General features: G+C 41.9%; 25 protein-coding genes. 4 read left to right on the top strand and 21 right to left on the bottom strand.

The window, feature by feature from the left end:
- The first annotated feature begins 65 nt into the window (after positions 1-65).
- Positions 66-1,298 (top strand): L-lactate MFS transporter, encoded by a 1,233-nt coding sequence (locus DS742_RS11075; RefSeq protein ID WP_117417066.1) that lies wholly within the window; start codon positions 66-68, stop codon positions 1,296-1,298.
- Between the two features lie 76 nt (positions 1,299-1,374).
- Here the strand turns inward: DS742_RS11075 and DS742_RS11080 are convergent, their stop codons facing one another.
- The 5 genes from DS742_RS11080 to DS742_RS11100 are packed head-to-tail and all read right to left on the bottom strand — an operon-like array spanning position 1,375 to position 6,005.
- Positions 1,375-2,370 carry a Gfo/Idh/MocA family protein gene (locus tag DS742_RS11080; RefSeq protein ID WP_117417067.1) on the bottom strand — a complete coding sequence of 332 codons (996 nt, stop codon included), beginning with the start codon at positions 2,368-2,370 and terminating at the stop codon, positions 1,375-1,377.
- Between the two features lie 32 nt (positions 2,371-2,402).
- Positions 2,403-2,945, bottom strand: a complete 543-nt coding sequence (locus DS742_RS11085) for a beta-class carbonic anhydrase (RefSeq protein WP_117417068.1) — start codon at positions 2,943-2,945, stop codon at positions 2,403-2,405.
- A 27-nt stretch (positions 2,946-2,972) separates the two neighbouring features.
- A complete protein-coding gene (locus DS742_RS11090) occupies positions 2,973-4,334 on the bottom strand; it encodes a PQQ-dependent sugar dehydrogenase (protein WP_242996449.1) in 1,362 nt (453 codons plus the stop codon).
- 58 nt (positions 4,335-4,392) lie between these two features.
- Complete coding sequence (msrB, locus tag DS742_RS11095) at positions 4,393-5,367, bottom strand: peptide-methionine (R)-S-oxide reductase MsrB (protein ID WP_117417069.1); 975 nt, start codon at positions 5,365-5,367, stop codon at positions 4,393-4,395.
- A gap of 14 nt (positions 5,368-5,381) precedes the next feature.
- The gene (locus tag DS742_RS11100; protein ID WP_117417070.1) at positions 5,382-6,005 is read right to left on the bottom strand and encodes an NUDIX hydrolase; all 624 of its coding nucleotides are present in this window, start codon (positions 6,003-6,005) and stop codon (positions 5,382-5,384) included.
- A 136-nt stretch (positions 6,006-6,141) separates the two neighbouring features.
- Here DS742_RS11100 and DS742_RS11105 point away from each other — a divergent pair, with 136 nt between their 5' ends.
- Entirely contained in the window at positions 6,142-7,035 is an 894-nt protein-coding gene (locus DS742_RS11105) for a DUF2935 domain-containing protein (RefSeq protein WP_117417071.1), read from the top strand.
- Between the two features lie 60 nt (positions 7,036-7,095).
- Here DS742_RS11105 and DS742_RS11110 read toward each other — a convergent pair whose 3' ends face one another.
- The 3 genes from DS742_RS11110 to DS742_RS11120 all read right to left on the bottom strand — a co-directional run bounded on the left by DS742_RS11110 (position 7,096) and on the right by DS742_RS11120 (position 10,438).
- The gene (locus DS742_RS11110; protein ID WP_117417072.1) at positions 7,096-8,823 is read right to left on the bottom strand and encodes a GMC family oxidoreductase N-terminal domain-containing protein; all 1,728 of its coding nucleotides are present in this window, start codon (positions 8,821-8,823) and stop codon (positions 7,096-7,098) included.
- Between the two features lie 26 nt (positions 8,824-8,849).
- Positions 8,850-9,473: a hypothetical protein gene (locus tag DS742_RS11115; protein WP_147325765.1), complete on the bottom strand. Its 624-nt coding sequence runs from the start codon at positions 9,471-9,473 to the stop codon at positions 8,850-8,852.
- Positions 9,474-9,586: 113 nt separating this feature from the next.
- Entirely contained in the window at positions 9,587-10,438 is an 852-nt protein-coding gene (locus DS742_RS11120; RefSeq protein ID WP_117417074.1) for an EamA family transporter, read from the bottom strand.
- Positions 10,439-10,616: 178 nt separating this feature from the next.
- Between DS742_RS11120 and DS742_RS11125 the strand changes: the two genes are divergently transcribed.
- A complete protein-coding gene (locus DS742_RS11125; RefSeq protein ID WP_117417122.1) occupies positions 10,617-11,111 on the top strand; it encodes a MarR family winged helix-turn-helix transcriptional regulator in 495 nt (164 codons plus the stop codon).
- A 16-nt stretch (positions 11,112-11,127) separates the two neighbouring features.
- On the opposite strand, the gene DS742_RS11130 is transcribed toward DS742_RS11125, so the two are convergent.
- The 8 genes from DS742_RS11130 to DS742_RS11165 form a co-directional block, all read right to left on the bottom strand.
- Positions 11,128-12,084 carry a hypothetical protein gene (locus tag DS742_RS11130; protein ID WP_117417075.1) on the bottom strand — a complete coding sequence of 319 codons (957 nt, stop codon included), beginning with the start codon at positions 12,082-12,084 and terminating at the stop codon, positions 11,128-11,130.
- A gap of 108 nt (positions 12,085-12,192) precedes the next feature.
- A complete protein-coding gene (locus tag DS742_RS11135) occupies positions 12,193-12,822 on the bottom strand; it encodes a hypothetical protein (RefSeq protein ID WP_147325767.1) in 630 nt (209 codons plus the stop codon).
- Positions 12,823-13,120: 298 nt separating this feature from the next.
- Positions 13,121-13,942, bottom strand: coding sequence for a sugar nucleotide-binding protein (locus DS742_RS11140; protein ID WP_117417077.1), 822 nt, complete (start codon positions 13,940-13,942; stop codon positions 13,121-13,123).
- Positions 13,939-14,166, bottom strand: a complete 228-nt coding sequence (locus tag DS742_RS29455) for an N-acetyltransferase (protein ID WP_242996450.1) — start codon at positions 14,164-14,166, stop codon at positions 13,939-13,941. Before DS742_RS29455 ends, DS742_RS11140 begins: the two co-directional genes overlap by 4 nt.
- A gap of 441 nt (positions 14,167-14,607) precedes the next feature.
- Positions 14,608-15,660: a Gfo/Idh/MocA family protein gene (locus DS742_RS11150; protein ID WP_117417078.1), complete on the bottom strand. Its 1,053-nt coding sequence runs from the start codon at positions 15,658-15,660 to the stop codon at positions 14,608-14,610.
- A 21-nt stretch (positions 15,661-15,681) separates the two neighbouring features.
- Positions 15,682-16,647, bottom strand: coding sequence for a sugar phosphate isomerase/epimerase family protein (locus DS742_RS11155; RefSeq protein ID WP_117417079.1), 966 nt, complete (start codon positions 16,645-16,647; stop codon positions 15,682-15,684).
- Positions 16,648-16,668: 21 nt separating this feature from the next.
- Positions 16,669-17,415, bottom strand: coding sequence for a sugar phosphate isomerase/epimerase family protein (locus tag DS742_RS11160; protein ID WP_170313431.1), 747 nt, complete (start codon positions 17,413-17,415; stop codon positions 16,669-16,671).
- 19 nt (positions 17,416-17,434) lie between these two features.
- A complete protein-coding gene (locus tag DS742_RS11165; protein ID WP_117417081.1) occupies positions 17,435-18,508 on the bottom strand; it encodes a Gfo/Idh/MocA family protein in 1,074 nt (357 codons plus the stop codon).
- 156 nt (positions 18,509-18,664) lie between these two features.
- On the opposite strand from DS742_RS11165, the gene DS742_RS11170 reads away from it, so the two are divergent.
- Positions 18,665-19,546 (top strand): helix-turn-helix domain-containing protein, encoded by an 882-nt coding sequence (locus DS742_RS11170; RefSeq protein ID WP_117417082.1) that lies wholly within the window; start codon positions 18,665-18,667, stop codon positions 19,544-19,546.
- A gap of 113 nt (positions 19,547-19,659) precedes the next feature.
- Here DS742_RS11170 and DS742_RS11175 read toward each other — a convergent pair whose 3' ends face one another.
- From DS742_RS11175 to DS742_RS11195, 5 genes are all read right to left on the bottom strand, one after another.
- A complete protein-coding gene (locus tag DS742_RS11175) occupies positions 19,660-21,225 on the bottom strand; it encodes a nitrite/sulfite reductase (RefSeq protein WP_117417083.1) in 1,566 nt (521 codons plus the stop codon).
- Between the two features lie 93 nt (positions 21,226-21,318).
- Positions 21,319-21,858 (bottom strand): flavodoxin family protein, encoded by a 540-nt coding sequence (locus DS742_RS11180; protein ID WP_117417084.1) that lies wholly within the window; start codon positions 21,856-21,858, stop codon positions 21,319-21,321.
- A 41-nt stretch (positions 21,859-21,899) separates the two neighbouring features.
- The gene (locus DS742_RS11185) at positions 21,900-22,757 is read right to left on the bottom strand and encodes a CPBP family intramembrane glutamic endopeptidase (RefSeq protein WP_117417085.1); all 858 of its coding nucleotides are present in this window, start codon (positions 22,755-22,757) and stop codon (positions 21,900-21,902) included.
- Between the two features lie 341 nt (positions 22,758-23,098).
- Positions 23,099-23,386, bottom strand: a complete 288-nt coding sequence (locus DS742_RS11190) for a hypothetical protein (protein WP_117417086.1) — start codon at positions 23,384-23,386, stop codon at positions 23,099-23,101.
- A 70-nt stretch (positions 23,387-23,456) separates the two neighbouring features.
- On the bottom strand, positions 23,457-24,314 hold the full coding sequence (locus tag DS742_RS11195) for a hypothetical protein (RefSeq protein WP_117417087.1): 858 nt from the start codon (positions 24,312-24,314) through the stop codon (positions 23,457-23,459).

A 24,314-nucleotide genomic window follows, 5' to 3' on the forward strand; every position in this document is an offset into this window, starting at 1 on the left:
GTATTGACATGTCTTAATGATCATGATATAAACATTGTTATAATAATAACAATTAGGAGGGTAACATGAATTACAACAAAAAAAGATGGCTGATCCTGACCGCCAGCTGCTTCATCAACCTGTGCATCGGTTCTTTGTATGCATGGAGCGTTCTTTCTGTACCAATGGCAGAACATTTAAGTCAGATAACAGGGGTGACACTGACTGCCAGAGATTTATCCATTGTATTTGTAATTGCCAACGCAGTAGGTCCTATTACCATGATAACCGGAGGTACCATTAACGACACTCTTGGTCCGAAATTAGCGGTCTTAATCGGAGGTATCATGTTCGGCGGCGGTATGTTTCTGTCAGGCTATGCGAATAGCGTGAACTTTTTAATCGGAACATACAGCATCTTACTGGGGTTAGGTCTTGGAATGGTATATGGTGCGACCATCAGCACATCCATTAAGTTCTTCCCTGACAAAAGAGGACTGGTAGGAGGGCTTACCACAGCAACGTTTGGAATCAGTTCCGTTATTATTCCCCCCATCGCAGCCATGATTATTTCAACAACAGGAGTTACTTCTGCATTTAAAATTATTGGAGCTGTTTTTACAGTGATTATCTGTCTGGGCTCTATATTTATGGAAAAATGCCCTCCTGATTTCGTTCCGGAAGGATATACACCTCCTTCTGTAGGCAAACAGGCCGCCGTTAATAAAAACTGGAAAGAGATGTTAAAAACACCTGTTTTCTACATTATGATTGTGCTGCTTACCTGCGGTGCGTTTGCTGCCCTGATGTTTATTCCCATGGCTTCCCCTCTGGCTCAGAACATTGTGGGAATGTCTGTTGTTTCTGCAACAGCTGCCGTTTCTACCCTGGCCCTGTTTAACGTTCTGGGCAGAATCCTGGCAGGATCTGTCTCCGACAGAATCGGACGTATCAACACCCTTGCTCTTGCCTGTGTACTGTCTGTAACCGGTCTGATTTTGCTTTATTTCTGCAATAAAGGAGATGTGGTTTTATTCTATATAGCCATCTCAGTTATTGGAATTTGTTTCGGAGCTTTCATGGGTGTATTCCCGGGCTTTACAGCCGACCAGTTCGGACCGAAAAACAACAGCGTCAATTACGGAATCATGTTTATCGGATTCGCTCTGGCTGGCACTGTAGGACCAATTATTTTAAACAAGATCTTTGCTGCTACCGGAAACTATAAAAATGCGTTCCTGACAGCTATTGTCATCTCCCTTGCAGGACTTGTGCTCACATTTTTTTATAGAACCATGAATAAATCAAAAACGAACTGATCCATGGGAAACCGGATAGAAAAACGCGTCCTGCCAGGCCAGACTGCCTGGTAAGACGCGTTTTTATTTTCCTCAATCACTGCGCTTCTTCTACTTCTGCCGGAAACACAATCCCCGCCATTCTCCTTGCTTCTGTCTGAATTGTGCATACACACAGACTATGATCCAAATACCGATAGCAGGTCTCTAAATCTCCGGAAAAGATCATTTTTTCAAACTCCAGAAATTCACTGATCATTCGATGACTGTACGAATGATCCACTACCGTCTCTTCCGCTCCGTCATTTAAAACCATACGGACTCCCTTACAGATATTCGCCGGACTGTTCTGTATCAGATATCCCTTGTCCCCCTGTATCATACAGGAATTTGGAGCACTGCAGTCCTTTGCTCCGGTCAGACTGCAAAGAAAGCTTCCGTAATCCAGCAAAAGCACTCCGGATGTATCAATTCCTCTTTCTATGTTTGCAAAATAATGAACCGATTCAGGCATTCCAAAAAGTCCCGCAGTATAATGGACATTATAGATATTAATATCCATCAGCGCACCTCCGGCGCACGCAGGATCAAAGGCAGGAAGCACCTCCCCGTTCTTAAAGCGGTCATACCTTCTGGAATACTGGGAATAGCTGCACTGGACAAGCCTGATGCTGCCGAGAGCCGGCAGCAGATCTTTTACCCTCCTGTAATCAGGCTGGTAAAGGGTAGTCACGGCCTCAAACAGAAATAAACGGTTCTCCCTGGCTGTCCGGCTTAAAACCAAAGCCTGCTCTATAGAGGGAGTAAATGGTTTTTCCACAATCACATTCTTACCTGCCATCAGTGCCCGGTATGTATAGGTAAAATGAAGATGATTGGGCAGGCCGAGATATACCGTATCCGCTTCACTCCTTAAAAACTCCTCATAATCTGTAAAAATCTGCCCGATTAAATACTCCTTTGCAAGCGCTCTGGCTTCGTCTTCGCTCCTTTTTGTACAGCAGAGAGACAAAATCATGGTATGCTTAAGGTGGCGGGCAATGGAAAGGAATTCCTTTACGATAATTCCCGAACCAACGATTCCCAGCTTCATAACCCCTTCTCCTCTTCCTTTAAAAATCCGGACTAAACCACTTTACTTAACTCACCTGTGACAGAATCAATCACCAGCCCATATACCCGGATCTCTTCCGGAACCAGTGGATGGTTTCGGATCAGTTCCACTGATTTTTTAATGGATTGGTCCAAATCCTTAAATCCGCCCAGCCAGGACTCAAAATCGATTCCATAGTACTTGATTAAATCGATATCCTTCTGCCTGATTCCCCGTTCTTTCATCATCTCGATCATTTTGCTGCTGTCCGTATATCTGGCCCCGCAGTCCGTGTGGCCAATCACTAGAATTTCCCTGACATCCAGTTCATAGATCCCGATTAAAAGGCTTCTCATAACACTGCCGAACGGATGGGAAATAACCCCTCCTGCGTTTTTAATAATTTTTGCATCGCCGTTTTTAAAACCAAGTGCTGCAGGAAGCAGTTCTGTCAGTCTTGTGTCCATACAGGATACTATTGCTGTTTTCTTTTCCGGATATTTATTTGTAATAAATTTTTCATAACCTTTATTCTTAACAAACTCTTTGTTATATTCCAATATCTCTTCCAGCATATTCTAAATCTCCTCGTATTTGTATCATTAATCATTAGTGTGAAATATTCTCCAGACCACTCCTGTTCCGGGAATAAAAATATTAGGATCTCTTTCAATATTTAAACCCATGTCAACGATATACATGGATTCATTAGGTCCAAACACCAGATGGCTTGGTCTTTCAAATCCGCCTCCCTTTGAAATGGAGGCAGGGAATCCGCTTTTGTTGATGGCAAACGTGCTGATGGTTCTTGCCCTCATATCAACTTTTGATATCCGGTGGCCGGAACCGGCATAGGAAAGCCCGTCTCCCACCGTAGCCGTTATCGTGCTGCCGTACTCCGCCACGTAAACATCTCCGTAAGGGCCAAACTTCTGATTGTAATTAAAATCAAAGCTCATCAGAGTGGAATTGGGCGGAAAACTGACATAGGGTCTTGGGGGAATGTTGGGCGGGTTTTTAAAAATCAGGGTAGGCTGATACCCCCCGGTTGGTGTAAATCTTGGAGAATTGACAGGTTCCCCTGCTGAATAATCCGGCCAGCCATACCATAGATCCGGAGTTATGTAATAGAAATCGTCCGTCGCATTTTCAATGGGTCTGCTGCCTACCGGATTAAACCCGTTATTGATCGCATACAGCTGGCCGCTGTTATTGAACTTTAAAAAAAGGGGATTGCGAAATCCCCATGCTACCTGCTCTAAATTTGAGCCATCAAGGTTTGCCCTTATGATACTGCCGGAGGCTTTGACATGTCTTTTTCTGGTTTCAAACTCAATATTAGGTATTCCATAAGGAGAAAAGGCACCGGTAAATGCAAGATCATCTGTCATTGCTTCTGTGAGAATATTATCCGTTGCATAATTCTGACCGTTCAGCAAGACATAATCTCCCGTATAATCACATAGCAATGGAGATACCGGTACCCATTCGTTGTCATTGCCTACAACGCCGCTGTTGGTAACAGTCCCCTGTCCAAAATAGATCTTATAATCAGGCGAAAATGCAACCGGACCATTGTAATGATCTCCGTTGCTTGGCAGACCCATTATAATATTCTGCCTTGTACCATCCTTAAATATTCTGGTGACAAAGCCTCTGTGTGACACATAAAGAATACCATTTAAATAATTGATTCCCGAAATGGGTATCACAAAATTTTCGGCTATTAATTCCAGCTCACCGTTCACCAGTTTCAGTACCTGGGGATTACCGGTTGACAGACCGGAATCAGCGATATAAAGACTCCCAGCCTCATCAAAAACGATGCCTGCCGGTGAATTGAGATTTTCTAAAAAAACTTCTATCCCATACCCTTTAACAATATAAATATCAGCAGGGTTTAAATATCTTTGGGGAACAGGTTCTACGTCATTACAGGAATGAATCCTACTGCCGTTATTCACACCAAACATCCACTTCACCTGGTATTTTTTACTATTATATTCATCAAACCGGAAAATATCAATCCTGTTTGGAGACATCTGCATTCAGTAATGCCAGATATGCTTCGTAACCTTCCGTTTTCATCTCCTCTTTTGGAATAAATCTCAAAGCCGCACTGTTGATGCAATAGCGCAGTCCTCCCATCTCCTTAAGTCCGTCTGTAAAAACATGACCAAGATGAGCATCTCCCAGACTGCTTCGTACTTCCATACGCAGTCTGCCAAAGCTCTTATCTTCCAGCTCCCGGATTAAATCGGCAGTCAGCGGTCTGGAAAAGCTTGGCCAGCCGCATCCGGACTCAAATTTATCACAGGACAGGAAAAGCGGCTCTCCTGTTGTCACATCAACATAGATTCCCTCCCTGAATTCATCATAGTACTCATTCTGAAAAGGTGGCTCTGTGGCGCTGTTCTGGGTCACCTCAAACTGGGTTTCAGTCAGTCTGCTGCGCAGCTCTTCCTTAGATTTGCGCGGAAATTTTTTGCTTTTATCCACTGCAAGCTTTGCCTTTTCAAACTTATCCCCGGATATGTGACAGTAGCCCTCCGGATTCTTATCCAGATACTTCTGATGATATTCCTCCGCTTTGTAATAGTTAAGTAGAGGCACCCGTTCAATGGCAATCTTTTCTTTGTATTTCTTTTGAAGCTCCTCCACAGACTTCTCGATAACCGGCATATCCCCGTCATCGGTATAATAAATACCGGTTCTGTACTGTGTACCGGTATCACCGCCCTGGCGGTTTACGCTGACCGGATTGATGACATCATAATAAAGTTCCAGAATATAAGGGAGTCCTATTATGGAATCCTCATATTCCACTTTGACGGTTTCCGCATGTCCGGTATTTTTATGGCACACCTCTTCGTAAGTAGGATTCTTAGTTGTTCCATTGGCATACCCCACTTCTGTACTTAAAATTCCCGGAATATTTTCCAGATATTTTTCTGTTCCCCAGAAGCAGCCGCCTGCTAAATATATCTCTTTTTTCATAATTGCCACCTTTCTTAATTCATAGAATCAAACAGATTATACTGTTCCATCAGTTCCAGACAGGACTTAAGTATCTGCGCCGTCATTCCCCAGATTACCCATGACTCATACCGGTAAAACAAAATATCCCGGGGTCCTTTCGTCCACGTATATTGATTGCCTCCCGGAATCCATTCATAGGGAAAATCTTCGGGGGGCTCTGTAACCAGCATGCTTTTAAAGGTTTCCGGTGTCATGCTTCTTAAATAATCAAGAGGCACCTTGATGATTTCCTCCACCTCATCGGTGCTGAACGTGTCTTTGTAGTCTTTCAGCTCTCCGATAAACGAATGAATGATGAGACGAAAGGGAGAAATGTAGATATCCCCTGGTCCAAGCACCTCAATCTGTCCGGAAGCCACGTTTAACTCCTCCATGGTTTCCCTGACAGCGCATTTTTTAAGTGTTTCCCCCGGCTCCAGCTTACCTCCCGGAAAACAGATCTCTCCAGGCTGATGCCTTAATTTGCTGGATCGTTTTTCAAACAACAGATACTTTGCTCCGTTCATCGTAAGAACCGGTACAAAAACCGCATACTTTCTGTATTTTTCTTCCTCAATCATACCGGGCTTCCTGCGGGAAAATGTCTGCCTGTCCAAAACGGCCACCTCCTTTATGCTATGAGGATTATAGCATCTTTTTCTATTTCTCACAATATGAGGAAGCCATCCGGACGAATAGTTCTTATCCGGCTGGCATAGGATGCAGTAATTCAATAATCATGGAGCAACCCATATGACCTCAAAAGAATCTTATATACAATGCTCACTCCAGTATCATCTCTTCTGGATCCGGATATTAAAGGAGCATGCCATATTTATTGAGGCTACTATGCCCCCGCCCGGAAAAGAATATGCAGATCAGGCAGATACTTACAAACAGCAATACGACCAGCTGTTGGAAACAGCCATTAAACTGTCAGACGGTGCCATCCCATTAAGTGTTCTTGAATCCGGGCAGTTTTATACCCAGTATACGGAAGAGGCGGAACGGCTGGCACAGCTTAATACGGGAATCTCAATCAATTCTCAGCTGACCCGCATGACCTATGACATTAAGCCCTGCACGGAATACTATACGGCCACCAACAAAAATGAACAGGATGTTTTCATGCTGAACCAGAATCTTTTAAACCTGACCACGTCCTTTGTCCAGTTTCAGGCGGATCTTTTAAACAGACGTGTATCCTGCGGCCTTTTCACCATGATGTACACAGCCGATATCTTACATATTCTCTTAGAAGCCAAACGATACCTTGAAATTCTAAAACGGCTTCAGAACAGGGACGAAACTCTCCTGTCTGACTATAAATCATTCTGGACCCGGAATATGGCCGATCATGCAAAGGTAATGCGGGGACAGTTCGACCCGACGGAAACAGCATATTTCAATACAGCCAACCAGTTCTCAGATACTTTTGATTATCTGGGGCGGGCTGAGATGCAGCCTGAAACATTCCCTTCTGACCGGGAAATTCTATCCGATGCCATTGCAATCAGTGATTTTAAGTCCGACACTACAAACGGACTAATTACCTGTAAAATTCAGGCGATCATGCTTTCTCTTTATACCGATCACCTTTTAAGAGAAGCAAATCATTTTATCTATCTTATGTATGCCGGAAGCTGACTTAAATGATATAAAAATGCGTCTTGATTTCAAGGCGCATTTTTGTGTTCACTTCCAGTTTTAATCCGTTTTAGCAGTTGGAAAATATTTCTCCGCAATCTTTTTCGCAGTCCTTACAGCAAGCGCCTGGGTGGTGAGGGTGGGATTGGGGCCGCCCAGTCCGTTGCATAAGACGCTGTTGTCTGCGATAAACAGGCGTTTTACCTGATATGCTTCACAATTGGAATCTGTTACAAATCCAATCCTCATGGTGCTCATAATGTGGATACCGACATCCGGCGGCCAATTGGCCCTGCTGACTGTCTTTGCCCCAGCTTTTTTTAAAAGCTCAGCGGCAAGTCCTGTCAGCTGGTCTCTTCTCTCCCTGTCAGCCTCACTCATTTCATAACTGATAATGGGAATATAGCCATTTTCGTCCATGCGCTCCGGGTCCAGCGTCACTCCGTTTTTCTGGTTCACATCGTCATCTGGAAATACCAAAATGCTGAGTGTTCTGTTATAATCGCGCATAAACTCTTTTAAAAGGTCTCCTGCAATAATACCCTCTCTGTCCCATGGCTCCTCTTCGTTTGTCTGATTCTGAAAATAGTACCCCTTCTGGCTCGTTCCGTATATCAAGGCAGCATAGATACCGGGACTTGTTCCAAAGGGTTCAAACACTCCCAGTCCGGGGTAATCCAGTCTGGCTGCGGAATTCTGTCCTTTGTAAGGCATTACATCGGACATTCCGAGGATGTTCATCAGATCCTTTTCTTCAAAAATACCAGAGACGCAGTCAAATACATGAGTGGTCATCCCTCTTCCCACCCATTCATTCTCAGGAAGACGGGAATTCAGCCAGAGTCTGGGGGATTCAATGGCGCCTGCAGATAAAACGATCACTTTTGCCTTTAATTCACTGACTTCGCCGGTCCAGGTATTCCTGACGGATACGCTGGCTGCATACAGCCCCTCCTCCTGATTTTCGCCGGTATGTATGGCTGTGACAAATGAGTTGGGCATAATATCCACATTTCCCGTTGCCAGGGCATATGGAATATAGCTGACCAGAGTAGAACGCTTGGCAACACTTCCCACATTTGGACCGATGCAGCAGCCATTGACACAATGCCCCCGAAGAGTGCAGCCGACTGCCTGATTATTTTCCAGGTCAAAATCCGGATTATTTAACATGGGATTGATGCCCAGAATGCCGTTTTGCTGGAGACGGTATCCTGGTTTGGTTATATTTATTTCACGTGTATACTCAAACCCCAGCTTTCTGGCTCCGTAGAAAAACAAATTCTCTTTGGATGTTGCTGTAGCTTCGCGCACGGGAAGGGTCTGCTCCACTTCTTCATAATAGGGAATTAATTCTTCGTATCTAAAGGGCCAGTCACGTTCAAATGCTGCGGGAAAAGCACGGGGACAGTTGGCAAAGTACAATTGCGTGGTACCCCCCACTCCTGCGCTCTGCCAGACAAAGCCTCCCTTTTCATTGATTCTCTGCCACGGACTTAAATTTCTGTCTGCCGGACCCCATCTGAATTTTCCTGTTATGAAATCATTCATGTCGTCCTCTAAATCTGTAAAGGTACTTTTAAGCAGCTGTATATCCAGATCATCGTTGCTTGAGCTTTCCGCTGCACCTGCATTTGTATTCGGATTCGGCCATTTCCGGTTTCCGTACCATGGCCCTGCCTCTAAAACCAGCACTTTTAATCCCTTTTCTCCCAGCTCTTTCGCTGCAACCGCGCCTCCGCCGCCTGCACCAATCACAATTACATCTGCATCATAGCCGTTATCCATACGCACCTCCAATCAAATTCCCAGCCTCACTGTTTCTGTGCAAAATCAAAGGCTCCTGCCATCCGGTATCCCATAGAAGGCCCCGGATACCCCACCTGCTTCCAGCTAATCGGCTCATATTCCAGTATGCGCTTATCCGGAGGCATAAACCTTGTAGAACCGTAGCCGGACCACTCGGAATAATATCCCATCATAGTGAGCCGGTTTAGTGCCGGAAGTACAGGTGCGATATCTCCCGGCTTTATGGTAAGACCTGCCGGAATATAAACGATGCCGTCGGGGCTGGTGATCCGGTCAATGATTTTCAGACGGTCTTCCTGAGATAACTGGGTAAAATAAAGTCCGCCCGAACCTTTTTCTAAATCCGGATTCCCTCCCTTTTCCATAAGGTACTGTTTTGCAGCCAGATTTAATATTTCTGCCGTTGCTATTGCAAAGGGTGTGGGGTAGCTGTCAAGAGACATAATTAAATACTCTGCCGTATAGGACTCCAATGCTCCGTAAAACTGAATCCTTCCATACTGCTCTGCCAGGTCCGGTGAATGGGGTACCATTGCATCGGCATAGGCCTTGAATGTATGAACCACATAATCGTAGACTGCATTCTCGTCCCATAATCCATCCTTTTGATTATCTTTGTTCTCTTCCAATGATCCACCTGCTTCCTGTAAAAATGCATGTTCATAAAATACTATGAAAATCAATGGAAAAGTATCACATTTACTTCCCTTGTAGTGCAAAAACTGAGAAATACGAAACTGGCTCATGCCGTTTTTCTCTGTGAAACAAAAATACTGGTTATAATCACACCAACGCCCACAATCTGAATAAAACTGATGCTCTGCCCCAGCACCACATACCCTAAAAGAAAGGCGGTTAAGGGATTAACCGGACTTAAAAGAGATACCCGGACCGGTGAGAGGATCTCAATTCCCCGAAACCACAGATAATAGGCAAGCCCAGTATTGACAACTCCCAGTATGGCAAGTCCGGCGATATTTACAGGTGTAAGAACTGGTATACTGCCTTCCATTATTAACACTGCAGGAATCAGAATCAGACTGCCGAAAAACAGCTGCCAGGAGGTAAATACCATCTGACTGATTCCTTCCGGCTTTCCCCAGTACTTAGTCAGCACCACACCAAGAGACATAACCACTGCTCCGCATAAAGCCGCTGTCACTCCCCATATATCAATGGTCATCTGCTGCTTAAGCAGGAGCAGCGCTACCCCCGCCACCATCATAATGATTGCTGCATAGGACCGGAGAGCCGGTTTTTCTTTTAAAAAGATCCAGCTGAAAAGTATCACAAACACCGGCTGGACACTTCCGATAATTGATGCGATTCCTCCAGGAAGCCGGTAAGCCGCAATAAATAAAAACAGAAAGAAAATGCCGATATTGAAACTGCCAAGTATAAGTGACTTTAAAATCCAGATTCCCTTCGGCAGCTTTCTGTACCATAAAATCATAATCAATCCTATGGGAAATGCTCTCATAAGCGCAACAAACACCGGCCGCTGTATGGGTATTAACACGGAAGCAATGATATATGTGGATCCCCAGAGCATGGGAGTCAGCATTGTCAGTAATGTATCTTTCATCTGCTTCATCTCTTGTTCCTCTTTTCTTATTTTTTTCTCACCATTAAATATCTTAATATTAAGATATATTAAGAGTAAAGCATGGTTTTTCTTTTGTCAATTATTTTAACGTTAAGATATTTAAAATTAAGAAAACTTACTTTGAAATTTCCTTGTGCTTTTTATTTCCAGATGTTACACTAAAAACATGAAAAAAGATAATGTTGATAAAATTATTGAGCAATGGGCCCGTGAGCTGCCTGAGCTTGATGCGTCACCAATGGCCGTTTGGGGAAGACTTAAGAGAACTGTCAAACATTCAGAAAGGAGACTGGCAGAGAATTTTTCCTTATACCAGTTAAACAGCGGCGAATTTGACGTATTGGCGACTCTGCGGCGTTCCGGTCAGGAATTCAAATTAAAACCTACGGATCTATATCAATCACTTATGATCACTTCCGGAGCCATAACAAACCGGATTGATACTCTGGAGAAAAAGGGACTAGTCAAAAGAGTTCATGACAACGAAGACAGGCGGACCATCTATGTCCAGCTGACAGAGGCTGGATATGAACTGATCTCCCGGGCGGTGCTGTCCCATACCCAGACAGAAGAGTCTTTATTGAAAGGTCTGACAAAAGAAGAACTGGCCCAACTGGACCAGTTATTGAAAAAACTCCTTTGTTCTCTGGAAAATCAGTAAAGCCGGCACTGTCAGCTTATGACTTTTGCCGTTCATATTTCTGATGAATCCGAATACAGTCATTGAGCAGTTCAAGAAGCATATAAAGCTGGGACAGCTTCTTTCTCCCTTCGGTGAAGCTCTTTGTATCGTCTGCTGTCCTTAATATTTTTCTGTTATCTGCACGCAATCTGTTAATCGCAGATTTTACCCTGTCAGCAGCAGGCTGGGATACCTCTTTAAAGACACCAAAGATCTGAATGGCTGTTTTTTGAACAGCCTCCATATAGGTATTGATCTCTTTTTCGCCGGCAGAAAGAGTCTTTTTTCTTGTAACCAGTTCTTTGCCTTTTTCCGATAGTTGTGCAGAAAGCTTAAGATCGGCAGCTTCACCCATCTTTTTAAATTCTTCCACATTTCTTCGAAAATGTCCAATATCTTCTTCCAGCTTAAGTTTCTTATCTTTTATATTCCTGATCTCAGGCATCATGGTCAAAAACGTCTGCTCCAAATTGAATATGCTTTTTTGCAGAATCTCTAACTGAAGGACAAGCTGCGATTCCAGCTGCAGCCCATTCTTTTCTTCAAGGAGCTGTGAAATGGCATGGTGCATCCGGGGAATCTCTTCCACTGCTTTGGATTGGATAAATGTTTCTGTGTCTGTCACCTCGTCCTGATATGGATATGGTCTTGTCAATTCACTTAGAATTTCATTCCACAATGCAAGATTAGACTGAACCCTTTTGGCTTTTTCTGAAATAACTACAAAAGCTTCCACATCATCCTTTAAATGATCAATTTCTGTTCTCACTGTGACAGCCAGTTCTGCAATATCCTTCAACTTAAGATTGTCTTTGTCTGCCAGGCTTTTAAGTTCTTGTGCATATGGGGGCATCTCACCGGCAGGGACATATTCCTCCACAATTTTTTCCAATGCAAAGTGAAGCGGTTTTTTCAATCTGCCTTTTTCAAGCAGCATATTCAGAAATCCCATTTAATCACCCCTCAGGATTTATGCACACAGTGGCATCATACCTTACTTTATGCATCCCAGGTGTTTTTGTTGCAGATTATACTTTAAGATTTAGCCGAAAGTATCACTCTATAATTCTGATATTTTATAAATTACTATACACAATAACACGGCTTGCAATATGTTTATAATGCAAGAAAGAACAAAGTAAAACCAGAAATGACTATGTTTATGCTCTATTCTCTTTATCCCCCTCAAGAATTCCCTTTTCTGGACCAGTTCACTAATAAATGCTCCCATATAGCCTATATATATAATATCAGCCGTTCCAACAAACATTAAATTTAACCAGCCACGATTAAATCCATTTTCAATTAAATGGAATCGTTCAAAAAAATATAGAAAACAAATTGGAAAAACAAATAAAAAAGCGGCATTTGATACAGGTATATTATCATAACTTTCATCTATTTCAACATCAGTAAATTCATCTTTTTTATTAGAGGAAAAAATATAATGCTTATTATTTTTTCCAATTAACTTCCATTTATCATAATCTATAGATAAATTGCAATTTCTAATTCTTGGTATCACCTTATAATTCACGGCAATTGGCTTTTCTACTTTGTAACAATCAGCCCAGGAATTACTTCTACATAATATTAAACCTAATCGGCTCATTTTTTCATACAATATTTCTAAATCGCAGACTCCTAAACATGAATATAAATGTAAAATCCAAATATGATTACCTAACATAAAATACACAACCCTTCAAGTCTGTTTAGAACTTAATATTAACCATCTTATATTAGATAAACGTTTTAACTCTATAATTAGTAACACTTTTTTTGATTTTGCCATAATGAATTTCCTAAAGTAATATCATTCTGTAAAAAGTTTCCTGGCATTAAGCTGACATTTGAACTTAACAGTTCAGAAATCATTACACAAAAAATAGTTGATAACCAGCTGGATATTGCAATCGGATTTAAGCGATGTAAATTTACTCCTTACTGAAAGAGCACCTCTAATAATCATCACCATTAAATATATGTTATTTCTGCACTTGTCCCAGATATTCCAGCAAGTCAGTTACATTCATATGCAGTTTCTCCGGTATTTCCTTTCTGCCCGGCAGCACTGCCTGAAAACGCTTCCTGGAACTCACTTCTTTCTGGAAAACAGGTTCTTTTAATTTCAGAATTCTGGAAAGCTCTGATTGAAAACGCATATAATTACAGGTATCCTTTGTACCAATGTGAAATATTCCACTAAGATTTTCTTTCGTAATATACGCGATCCATTCTGCAATTTGAACATCTGTTGTATAATTCATATACAAATTGGGACAGGTAATAATTGACGTGTTATTTTCCGTATCCTCAGTCAGTTTTAATATCCTGGGACAATTTTTCCCGAAGATCTGGGGTATGCGAATAATAACACATCTTTCTTTTAATTTGTCCTGAAGCATATGTTCGCATACCATTTTAAATTTCCCATAATCCGATTGTGAGTTTGTTTTATCTGACTCATAATGCGGTTTTTCCATTGCTGCATCAAATACATTGGAGGAAGACATGAAAATTATTTTTCCAGCTTTGTTTGTTAATAAATAATCGGCAATAATGCTATGTACCTCCAGCTGTAATTGGAAATCTCCTCTCAAACTGGAAATGATTATTTGCGGCTGTATCTGATCCAATATGTTTTTTATAGAATCAGAATCGCCTAGCTGCATCTGAAACATTTTATTTTCAGCCAGGCAGCTTTTTCTGTGTGTGTGATAGGTTCCATATACTTCATGGTTTTCTGCAAGCGTTTTCGCAATAGCCTGACCGGCATAACTACTTGCCCCTAAAATCAAAATTCTCATTTACTTACTCCTTTGTTTAACTGTTTCCTCATAACAAGCCCCTGTTCCGCCTCCAGCAGCACATGAAACCCCGCTTTTTTATACATCTCAAAATGACCGCCATAATCTGATGACTGATAACTTGATTCCTTGTACGGATATGCCTCCACAAAGTCAAATCCCTCCTGAGCCGCATTCTTACAGACACGTTCCAACAACCGCGTGGCTATACCCTGTCTTTTCATCTCCGGAGCAATTACGAAACAGAATATGGATTTTACCTTTATGCCGGAATTGGATTCCTCCAGCGGTACGTAAGATAACCCTGAATGTTACTGCCTTTCACATATTGCAGGGCATATTTTCTTCTATTTTCTGCGATTGAAAAATCTTTGCCCGCATAGTCATCATTACACCAACATGCACAATAGCATTTGTTATCATCCAAATTATTGTTGGGTTATCTCCCTTTTATTTCACTAAAAAGAGTATATCATATCTGACGACAAACAACCAGAAATAACAGTTAATCGAACAACCTGCCTATGGTATAATTATTGATCAGATAGATACCTCAGTTATATGGTATAACAGAAGTTATTTTATAATACATAACAGGGCTGGCAGAAGCAATCATTTACTTCTGCCAGCCACCATATTTAACCCAGGCTTATCTATTGAGTATCCTATAAGTATACTACACTGTTCTGCTCTGCCGAACGGAAAACAGCCTCCATGATATGCATGACTTCCATAACTTCATCCAGTTGAATAAGCGGTTTTGCCCCTTCATGTATGCAGGCATTCACATTGCGGTAAAAATCCCGGATATCGGAATGTACTTCCGGCAGTGGATATTTCTTCACTGTTTCATCCGTGCGGGGAGCCATGGTCTTCGTCAAACCTGCTGCAGTTACGACTGGTACCGCATCACGTTTTTCCCAATCCGAGACCATGACAATTTCGCCGTTTAACTTCCAGTCATGTATAACGGCGGTACCGTTTTCTCCCTGGAGGTACCAGCGGGGCATGGAAATAAAATTACTGGTGCCTACTTCCACTAAAAAAGTCAGCTGATCATCAAATTGAAATAACGCCCGGAAGCCATCATCTACCGCTTCGTTGGTAACATTTGTCAATTGTGCAAATACGCTGAGAGGTTTGCGGCTGCCAAGCATCATATTCATCTGATCCAGAAGATGCACGCCCCAGTCCAATACCATACCGCCGCCATGCTGTTTCTGATTTCGCCAGTCTCCCGGTATTCCGCGGGAGCCATGTACGCGGCTCTCAATATTAAAAATCCTGCCCAGAGACTGCCGGTCATACAACTGTTTTATGATCAGATAATCCTCATCCCAGCGGCGGTTTTGATGTACCGTGAACAATACCCCCATTTTTCTTGAATAATCAGTCATCTGTGCCAGCTCTTCCCTGTTTAGTGCAACAGGTTTTTCACAGACTACATGCTTTCCAGCACTCATGACCGCAAGTGCAACAGGTAAATGGGTATCATTTGGAGTCGCAATGGTTACTGCTTCCACTGTTATGTCATTCAACAATTCCTGCTGCGACTCATAGACATGTATTCCAGCCGCAGCCGCTGCTTCCCTGCGGTCAGGATCAATGTCCCAGATACCGCACAGACTGGTTTCAGGTATTTCGTTAAGCATACGGGCATGCCAGCTTCCCATGCCGCCGTATCCAATTAAGGCAATATGTAGTTTTTTCTTTTCCATAATCGAATGTTCTCCTGACTTTTAGTTCCACCAGGCTTGTGCAGGCCGGTCGTGAATAACGATGTCCTTTAAGAAATCAATGGCTTTTTCAAGTCCTTCCTCAACGGACATGAAAGCATCTTCATGCTCAATGCTGATGGCCCCGTCATAACCGATCAGCCGCAAAGCAGAGATGATCTCCTTCCATTCATCAGCATCATGGCCCCAGCCAACGGAGCGGAATGACCAGCTGCGTTCTGATAAATCACCATAGTTTCCGGTATCCAGTACACCATTGATCTGTGTATTAACCGCATCCACTTTGGTATCCTTTGCATGAAAATGATAGATTGCGCCCTTGAGTGCCTTAATGGCCTCAGCCGGACGAATTCCCTGCCAAAACAGATGGCTGGGATCGAAGTTGGCACCGATTGCATCGCCAACTGCTCTTCTTAACCGCAGCAATGTAGCAGTATTGTATACACAAAAGCCGGGATGCAGCTCCAATGCAATCTTTTTGACACCATAATTGGCGGCCTCAGCAACAGCTCCCTGCCAGAAAGGAATCAATACCTCATTCCATTGATAATCCAGGACATGCTGATAATCCGTCGGCCAGGAGCACGTTACCCAGTTTGGATATTTTGCGCCTTCATAGTCACCGGGACACCCGGAAAAACTTACCACCGTATCGACTCCCAGTTTCTCAGCCAGACGCAGGGTCCGGGTGTAATCTTCGGCAGCCAGTGCACGGATATCTGCGTTGGGATGTACATGGTTGGAATGGCAGCTCAAAGCACTGATTTCTAAATTATATTTTTTCAGCATATCCTTATAAGCCGACAATCTGCTCTCACTTGAAAGCAATTCATCTGGATTGGAATGTTTGCTGCCCGGTGAGCCGCCGGTACCAATCTCCACTGTCTGCACCCCCAGACTGCTTAGATAGCGGAATGCCTCCTCTGCACTCCGGTCATATAACGGAACGGTTAATACTCCTAATTTCATACGAATTCTCCTTTCAGGAATCTAAAGATTCATAATGTGTTTATACCCTTTTTCTATGCTTTGGTAAGGTGATACAGCAAATTCCTCCTGTTCCAAAATACAGTGCTGTACTCCGATTTCCAGTCCTTTGCATATAATCGCATGGAAATCCAGAACACCTTCGTCTAAATCTACACACTTCCTGCTTTCAAAATCGGCCATTTGCTTTAAATGCAGCAACCGGATACGATTCCTCTGTTTTTCCATGTATGCCAGCACATCCACACCTGCATAAGCTGCCCAATATACATCTAATTCCAATATTATATCCTTCGGATCAGTCAGTTGCATCAGTAAATCCAGAAGAACTGTTCCGTCTTCTGACTTTGCAAATTCATGGGCATGGTTATGATAACCAAACATAAAACCTTTACTGCGCACAGCCTTGGCTATCGGTGCAAGCTGTTCTGCCAGAATTTCCACGTCATGGATCGTTTTAAGGGGATAATAGGGCACAATAATCGTTTGTGTCCCGATCTCCCGGTTATAGCTCAGCTCCTCATCCAAATTATTGATCAGCCGTTCCAGCGATACGTGACTGCTTATGGACTTTAATCCGTTTTCTTTCAGCAAACTGTGCATCTGGCTGGCAGTCAGACCTCCATAACCGGCAAATTCCACACCGGTATAACCAATCTCCCCAACCCGTTTCAGAACACCGGGAAAATCTTCTTTTATCAGTTCACGCAGTGAATAAAGCTGAAGACTGAACTCCTCAATCAAACTCATAAGATAACACCTCTTTGTTTTATAATAGAATCTGCCGTCCTTCTCTGGCAGACTGATAAACCGCATCTAAAATCTGTGTAACGACTGCAGCCTGCTCCGGCAAGACCACCAACGCTCCATTACCAAGAATCGCATCAAAAAATGTCTGCTGTTCTAATACCTCAGGAGTGACGGCATCCCCGTCATAAAAAGCAACTCCTCCCGCTTCCAGGTCTGGCTTCAGTTCATATAAGCGGTCATTTTTAGTACCGTTGATCGTCAGCCCATTGAGCATATCCGCACCTGCTTTTGTACCGCACAGAACGGTTTTGGCCTCATGGACATCCAGGGTGTTAAGTGCCCAGCTTGCTTCCAGGGTTATTGTGGCCCCATCCTCCATAATGACAAATCCAAAAGCACTGTCTTCCACAGTGAAATTATCAGGTTCCCATGGTCCCCAGGCATTGGCAGGCTGTCTCTCACCATTGAGTTTATGATATATGGTACCTACCACACTTTTGGGCTTATAATTGTTCATCATCCATAACGTCAGGTCAAGTGCATGGGTGCCAATGTCAATCAGCGGTCCGCCTCCCTGCTCGTATTCGTTTAAAAATACACCCCATGTTGGAACTGCCCGGCGGCGGATGGCTTTTGCTTTCGCATAATATATCTCACCCAGTTCCCCGTTGGCACATTCCTGTTTGAGATAGATGCTGTCGGCGCGATAACGGTTCTGGTAACCAATGTTTAGCAGTTTACCGGTTTTCCTGGCTGCTTCTACCATTTCCATTGCCTGGTTATAATTGACAGCCATGGGTTTTTCACACATGACATGCCTGCCGGCATTCAGAGCGGCTACCGTGATTTCACAATGGGAACGGTTGGGCGTACAGACATAAACCGCATCCAGATCCAGCTTGATGAGTTCCCGGTAATCCGTAAATACCTTAGCATCCTTTGTGCCATATTTTTTTGCAGCTTCACAGGCACGTTCTTCAACAATATCACAAAAAGCCACAACCTCTGCCCTGCCTTCTTTTCTGACAGCCGGCAGGTGTTTGCCGTTTGCAATGCCTCCGCACCCTATAATTCCCAGCTTTAATGATTTCATATACCCCTTCCTTTCATTGCCCAATGTCAATTAACTCGTTACTTGTAATTTTTTACAGTTTGATTATAATATAATAAAACAGTATTAGCTTGCCGTAATAAACATAATTTGTGCCATAATTGGCTGCGTTTCTTTTTCATAAAAAGGAGGCTTACAATGATCGATTCAAAATATAATTATGAGATATCACGGGACAGCCAGACTAACTCTTCCTCCTGGTATTCCATCAATAACAGCTGTGTTCCCCATTTCCACAGTGCATTAGAACTGGTATATGTAAGAAACGGTACCATGGAAGCAACATTAAACGGGAAATTTTACTGTATTCAGGCCAGGGAGCTGCTGCTGGTGCCAAGCTATACCGTACACCGTTATTTAACGCCTGAATACTCAGATACCATCGTGATGACCATACCCCTTTCCTATATACCTGTCTTCCAAAGGAAACTGAAGGGAAAGACCTTCTCTTTATGTCATATATCGAACAAAGTACTGACCCAGGAGGTGGCCCGCTGCATGCGGTGCTGTTGTGACCTGCAGAGAAGAACACCTGAATCTCTGGCTGCCAGAGGGTATATTCATGTAATACTGGCTTTGCTCACAGAAAACATTCCCATGGAAAATACTCATACAAAGGATGACGATGCTCTGGTACGCAACGTTCTCACTTATCTTCATAATAATTACAAGAACACATTATCCCTAAAAACCATTGCTGAGGAATTCGGCTACAGTAACAGCCGGTTTTCTCACATATTCAACAAACATGTAGGATGCAGTATCAGTGAATACATTAACTCACTCCGCTGCAGACATGTCGCAGGTATGTTGTTAGAGAGTGAGGAAACCACCATTACAGAGGCGGCCATGAGTGCCGGATTTAACAGCATGCGCACGTTCTACCGGTCCTTTATGTCCATATTTGGCGTCAGTCCAAGCAAATATACTGATGTATATAAAGAAAACGATACACTAAAACACTGCCAGCAGGAATGTCTTACCTGGGATAACAATAAATGTCCATGTTTACTCAAGTAACATTTTAGATCGGGGCAGAATCCCTGCACGAAACAAAAAAATCAGGATTGATGGCATGTTTCCCCGCCTTCAATCCTGATTTTTTAATTCAACTAAAACCGATGCACGCTGATTTATGGAATAAGAAACGGTTTCGTCAAATCCTCAAACTCTTCTCCGTATTCCTTCAGATAGTCCATAAAATACATTCCTTTGGCATTTAATGCCTGAGAAAGTTTTACCATAAAGTCCGGAATATCTTCTTTTTTTACTGCGCCCATACATTTTCCTAAATGGGTGTTATTGTTCCCTGCCGCTCCCCCTATATGAAGTTCAAATGCATCTGCCGGAGCATTAGAAATACGTTTTTTACAGCCGGCAAAGCCAATTTCACTTATCTGATGCCTGGAACAGGAATTAAAACACCCGGAAATGGAAACTCCCGGCAGATAATCCGTCTTTATCTTATTTTCCATCAGTACCCTGTTTATTTCTTTTAATAAAGTCTGGCTCTCTAAAACTCCTATCTGGCAGGTTGGAACTCCCACACAGCTGATACTCATACCAATCGGGGTTACCTGATTGACCTCTTCCAATATTGCCAGGAGCTTTTCTCCTTCTTCTCTGGTCAGATTGCGGATGTACATGCTTTCCGTCATAGTAAGACGTATGTCCTGTTGTTTATCCATGAGAAATGCAATTATATTTTCAAGGGCTTTTACAGGCAGCTGTCCGCATTGGGGGTGAATGACTGCAGTAAAGAATCCCTCTTGTTTTTGGGCTATCAGATTACCGCTGTCTGTATGGATATAAAATGACTGCATCTGATCTGATGGTTCCCATATCTCTTCTGCATCCACATTTATATTCAGTTCCATGGATTCTTTCACCTGGGCGAGATGCTTTTTGTAACACTCCATAAATGCTTCTTCTCCCATTCTTTTTGGGATGTACCTCAATCTTGCTTTTCCCTTATTCTGATAATCCCCTTCCGCCGCAAATATTCTGGCAACAGCCTCCACATGATACAGTACCTGGTCTAAGGGGATCAGCTCGTCATACGGTAAAGCAACTGCCGGATTATTACCTAATCCGCCCGCAAGAAACATTTTAAAAAAAGGTTTTCCCTGATGCAGAACTGACAGAAAGCCCAAATCATTAATAGTACAGTTTGCAGTATCCGCTTCATTGTTGGAAAAGGCAATTTTCAGTTTACGGGGCAGATGGTATTCCATGATCCGTTCCATGACATACCGGTTCACCTCCAGCGCATAGGGAGTAGGATCAAAGGCTTCTGCTTTATCCACACCGGACAGGGGGGACAGGGCAACATTCCGAGGGAAATTACCGCCTCCTCCTCTGGTATACAAACCATGGTCAATGGCTGTTTCCATGATATCACAGACAGAATCAATATCCAGATCATGAAGCTGTATGGCCTGCCTGGTTGTAAGATGAATTCGCTGTAAACCATATTGTAAGGCAAATTTATGGATTAACTTCATATGGGCAAATGATAAGATACCGCAGGGTATCCTTAAACGAATCATAAAAGCTTGCCCGCCCTTTTGAGCATAAACCCCCATTCCTCCTGATTTTCCCTTAAAATCAGCAGTCGTAATTTCCTTATTAACAAACTTATGACCGGCTTCTCTGAATTTTGCTATTTCCTCTTTTAGTTTTTTATTATAATCATTCACTGTATTTACTCCTATTAACCTATATATTTAATTGTTTTATACTATAATAAATTATAAATTAAATAAAAGCAATACTTATATCTGCATTTCCGCCTAATATCTGCCTCCCAGTTTACGAGCCTCCGCAAGTGCTGGATTACCGAGTATATCGCCCTTTTCAGATACACCGGAGACTGTGATCATTCCCCCGTTTCTAAGGGAAAAATAGCTCAGTACCGCATGATACATGGATATCAGAGAATCAAAAACGGTGGGTATTGTATCAGCACAAACAGCTAACAAGACGAGTTCTTTCATTTTAAACGTATTGCGTATGGGATTATGCAGCCGGTCAATTATGCACTTCAATTGAGAACTAACCCCATAAAAATAAACAGGAGTGGCTATCACCAGAACCTCTGCATCTGCAAGTTTCTCATAGATTCCCAGCATATCGTCTTTCTGCACACAGTTATGGCTGTTATCTCTGTAGCAAAAATTGCAGCCTGTACAACCGTAGACGCGTTTTCCTGTTACAGAAATCACTTCCACCGTGTTTACCTGTTTATTGACTCCAGCTATAAACGCATTTGCAAGTATCTCAGTATTGCCGTTTTTCCGGGGACTGCCTATTAACACTGTAATTTTTGACATTTTGTTAACCTCCATTGTATTGTCTGCCCGCTTGTTTTGAGTTAAGATTTGCTGAATGCACATTTGCGGTGCCACCCTCTTTTAAAGTAAATTATAATAACAATTAAAAATGAGATAGTCTGAGCAACCGAAATACGAATTACCTGCAATTCATCTGCACCGGATATGGTTGTGATATGCAGCAGATTAATGATTGTATTATTAAAAAAATGATCAGCCATGGGCATCCAAAGCGATCCGGTGATTTTAGCCAGCAGGCAAAATTTAAAACCGGCAATTCCTGTCGTTATTATAAGGATTATAACAGTCGGGATTACTCCCATCAGATTAATTTCTCCATCCAATAAATTTCTTACGGGTGCTGCGATATGCCAGAAGCCAAAGAGAACAGAGGAAAATACCGCTGCTTTCATAAAGGAGTATTTCACTTCAAGAAGTCTGATAAATAATCCCCGGAAGATCCCCTCCTCCATAGCTACATTGATGACGTTCCCAACAATACAAAACAGGAAAAACAGTATGCCGGTCTGCATGCCCCGATTCCCATCAATCGCATAGCTGGTCACATAAACGATCAGAGAGGGGCTGCTGTTTCTCGATAATTGCATAAAAAACTCAATGCCATATGCAATCAAATAAGCAGCTGCCCCAAGAAGCAGACCACAGAACATATCCCTTCCCGCTGTTTTATGTGTAAAACCGATATCTGACCATTTAAGCGAAAAATATCGTATTGCCAATGCAAGCACAAGAATACCTGCCAGTTTATGTACAAACGCCTCGCCAAAGATTGACTGGTCTGTGCGGATCATCATGTACTCAACGGCTCTGAATGCAAAACATATCAAATAGATAATTAAAATGCATACCACTGGATGATAGGGGTTATTCTCTTTCATATGGAACCTCCAATAATGATATTCTATCTTTTTTATAATGACTTTCCCATAAGTGTAAGCTATAATAATAACAATAATAAACTGATCAGTTTTGTAAAGGAGGATTCCCTGTGATAGAAAACTGCAATTCAATTAGTATCATATTAGGATCTGCCTCCTTGCTTCCTCCACTGATTATCCTTAGCCAATCCCATAAAATCAGCTGCCCAAAGTACGCTGCTCTTATGGCAATAAGTTTTGTATCCTGTGCCCTTTCAATATGTGCACAACTTTTTTCTACTAGTTATTTAGTGAAAGCAAAAGATTGGCCGGCTCTTATGGATACATCTCATGATATAGCGTTATTCTCTGTGCAGCTGATCGTTATTACGGTCAGCATTAATATTATAGCGTCGCTGGTATATTTCAATAAAAAAAAGTAAACACACTGCAACACTTGAAACAGCTGTATCTTCGTACATAAGAATATATGGTTTATAACGGTTATCCATATAACCGGATTGATACCACTTTTCATACTTTAACTTATAAATTTCTTTAGCAAGCTGAAAGTAACTTTTTCTAGTAATCTCTTCTTCCATAACATTATCAATAAAATTATATGCTTCACCTTTAATTATACATTGCATTTCTGATCCTCCATTTGAATTCCATCAGCATACATTTCTTTTAAAATATGTACTCTACAAGCTATCTGATTTATCGGTTACTGTCCTTCCCATCATAAGTAACTCCGATTAACGTGGATAGCTTATCCAATTCATAAGGAGGTATGAATAACTCATAATTCTCATCCTGCCATGTAATGCAAAGTGCATAATAAGGTTTAAAAAATAGTAAACCCATACCATTTTTTCTGATTTTATATTTTTTATAAATACCTTTATTATAAGGAATTTCCTTTAACCATTCAGGAACAAATATTAATTTATTTATTTTTGTAATTCCGGTAATGGAAGCAAGAGGTATAGACCATTCATTACCAAGATCTGCCATATGTAAAACAGCGTCTTTAACATTAACATAAACATTAGAATTTTTTATATAATGAAAATCTGATACATCAATGCCTTTTCTTTTTTTATTCTTGTAATATATTAATATAACTTCCATTATTTCTGCATCATCCGGTATATGAAGTAATTCTTTTGCATAGTTTTGAATATTTTGAACATAATTCCTATCGTAATCATATTTGTCGCTATATTGACTTTTTCTACTTTTTTCTACTAAAAATAAAATTAACCAAACTGTAAAAAAAATTGCTGAGATAAAGAACAACTCAGGAGCATCAGCATATTTTTCTTTAAGAGATCCGTCAGATAAATCTAAAAAAAGACACTCAAGCATCAATAAGGTTGTTAAGAAGGAAAGTAATTTAATAACTCTCAGCCAGAATGGCATAGATGTTTGTTTTAAATAGTTTTTATATAGACTATCACATTTTTCAAAAGCTTCTCCCAATACAGGGACTGAAGAATTAGAAATGAATATCTCACCATCCAACCTGGTGTTATTTTTGTCATCTGTTATGTTTATTCCAAAAATATATTTCAT

This window comes from Lacrimispora amygdalina (assembly GCF_003432035.1).
Classification (GTDB): Bacteria; Bacillota; Clostridia; order Lachnospirales; family Lachnospiraceae; genus Lacrimispora; species Lacrimispora amygdalina.

Bases quoted from the DNA above. Each gene is read 5' to 3' on its own strand.
- DS742_RS11135 (WP_147325767.1), bottom strand. From the start codon at position 12,822: ATGTTAGGTAATCATATTTGGATTTTACATTTATATTCATGTTTAGGA.
- DS742_RS11125 (WP_117417122.1), top strand. From the start codon at position 10,617: ATGAAAAAAGATAATGTTGATAAAATTATTGAGCAATGGGCCCGTGAG.
- msrB (WP_117417069.1), bottom strand. From the start codon at position 5,367: ATGAAAAAAGAGATATATTTAGCAGGCGGCTGCTTCTGGGGAACAGAA.
- DS742_RS11160 (WP_170313431.1), bottom strand. From the start codon at position 17,415: ATGAGTTTGATTGAGGAGTTCAGTCTTCAGCTTTATTCACTGCGTGAA.
- DS742_RS11075 (WP_117417066.1), top strand. From the start codon at position 66: ATGAATTACAACAAAAAAAGATGGCTGATCCTGACCGCCAGCTGCTTC.
- DS742_RS11165 (WP_117417081.1), bottom strand. From the start codon at position 18,508: ATGAAATCATTAAAGCTGGGAATTATAGGGTGCGGAGGCATTGCAAAC.
- DS742_RS11110 (WP_117417072.1), bottom strand. From the start codon at position 8,823: ATGGATAACGGCTATGATGCAGATGTAATTGTGATTGGTGCAGGCGGC.
- DS742_RS11185 (WP_117417085.1), bottom strand. From the start codon at position 22,757: ATGAAAGAGAATAACCCCTATCATCCAGTGGTATGCATTTTAATTATC.
- DS742_RS11140 (WP_117417077.1), bottom strand. From the start codon at position 13,942: ATGAGAATTTTGATTTTAGGGGCAAGTAGTTATGCCGGTCAGGCTATT.
- DS742_RS11180 (WP_117417084.1), bottom strand. From the start codon at position 21,858: ATGTCAAAAATTACAGTGTTAATAGGCAGTCCCCGGAAAAACGGCAAT.
- DS742_RS11190 (WP_117417086.1), bottom strand. From the start codon at position 23,386: ATGCAATGTATAATTAAAGGTGAAGCATATAATTTTATTGATAATGTT.
- DS742_RS11150 (WP_117417078.1), bottom strand. From the start codon at position 15,660: ATGGAAAAGAAAAAACTACATATTGCCTTAATTGGATACGGCGGCATG.
- DS742_RS11105 (WP_117417071.1), top strand. From the start codon at position 6,142: ATGACCTCAAAAGAATCTTATATACAATGCTCACTCCAGTATCATCTC.
- DS742_RS11130 (WP_117417075.1), bottom strand. From the start codon at position 12,084: ATGGGATTTCTGAATATGCTGCTTGAAAAAGGCAGATTGAAAAAACCG.
- DS742_RS29455 (WP_242996450.1), bottom strand. From the start codon at position 14,166: ATGAAAAGACAGGGTATAGCCACGCGGTTGTTGGAACGTGTCTGTAAG.
- DS742_RS11155 (WP_117417079.1), bottom strand. From the start codon at position 16,647: ATGAAATTAGGAGTATTAACCGTTCCGTTATATGACCGGAGTGCAGAG.
- DS742_RS11085 (WP_117417068.1), bottom strand. From the start codon at position 2,945: ATGCTGGAAGAGATATTGGAATATAACAAAGAGTTTGTTAAGAATAAA.
- DS742_RS11120 (WP_117417074.1), bottom strand. From the start codon at position 10,438: ATGAAGCAGATGAAAGATACATTACTGACAATGCTGACTCCCATGCTC.
- DS742_RS11195 (WP_117417087.1), bottom strand. From the start codon at position 24,314: ATGAAATATATTTTTGGAATAAACATAACAGATGACAAAAATAACACC.
- DS742_RS11080 (WP_117417067.1), bottom strand. From the start codon at position 2,370: ATGAAGCTGGGAATCGTTGGTTCGGGAATTATCGTAAAGGAATTCCTT.
- DS742_RS11170 (WP_117417082.1), top strand. From the start codon at position 18,665: ATGATCGATTCAAAATATAATTATGAGATATCACGGGACAGCCAGACT.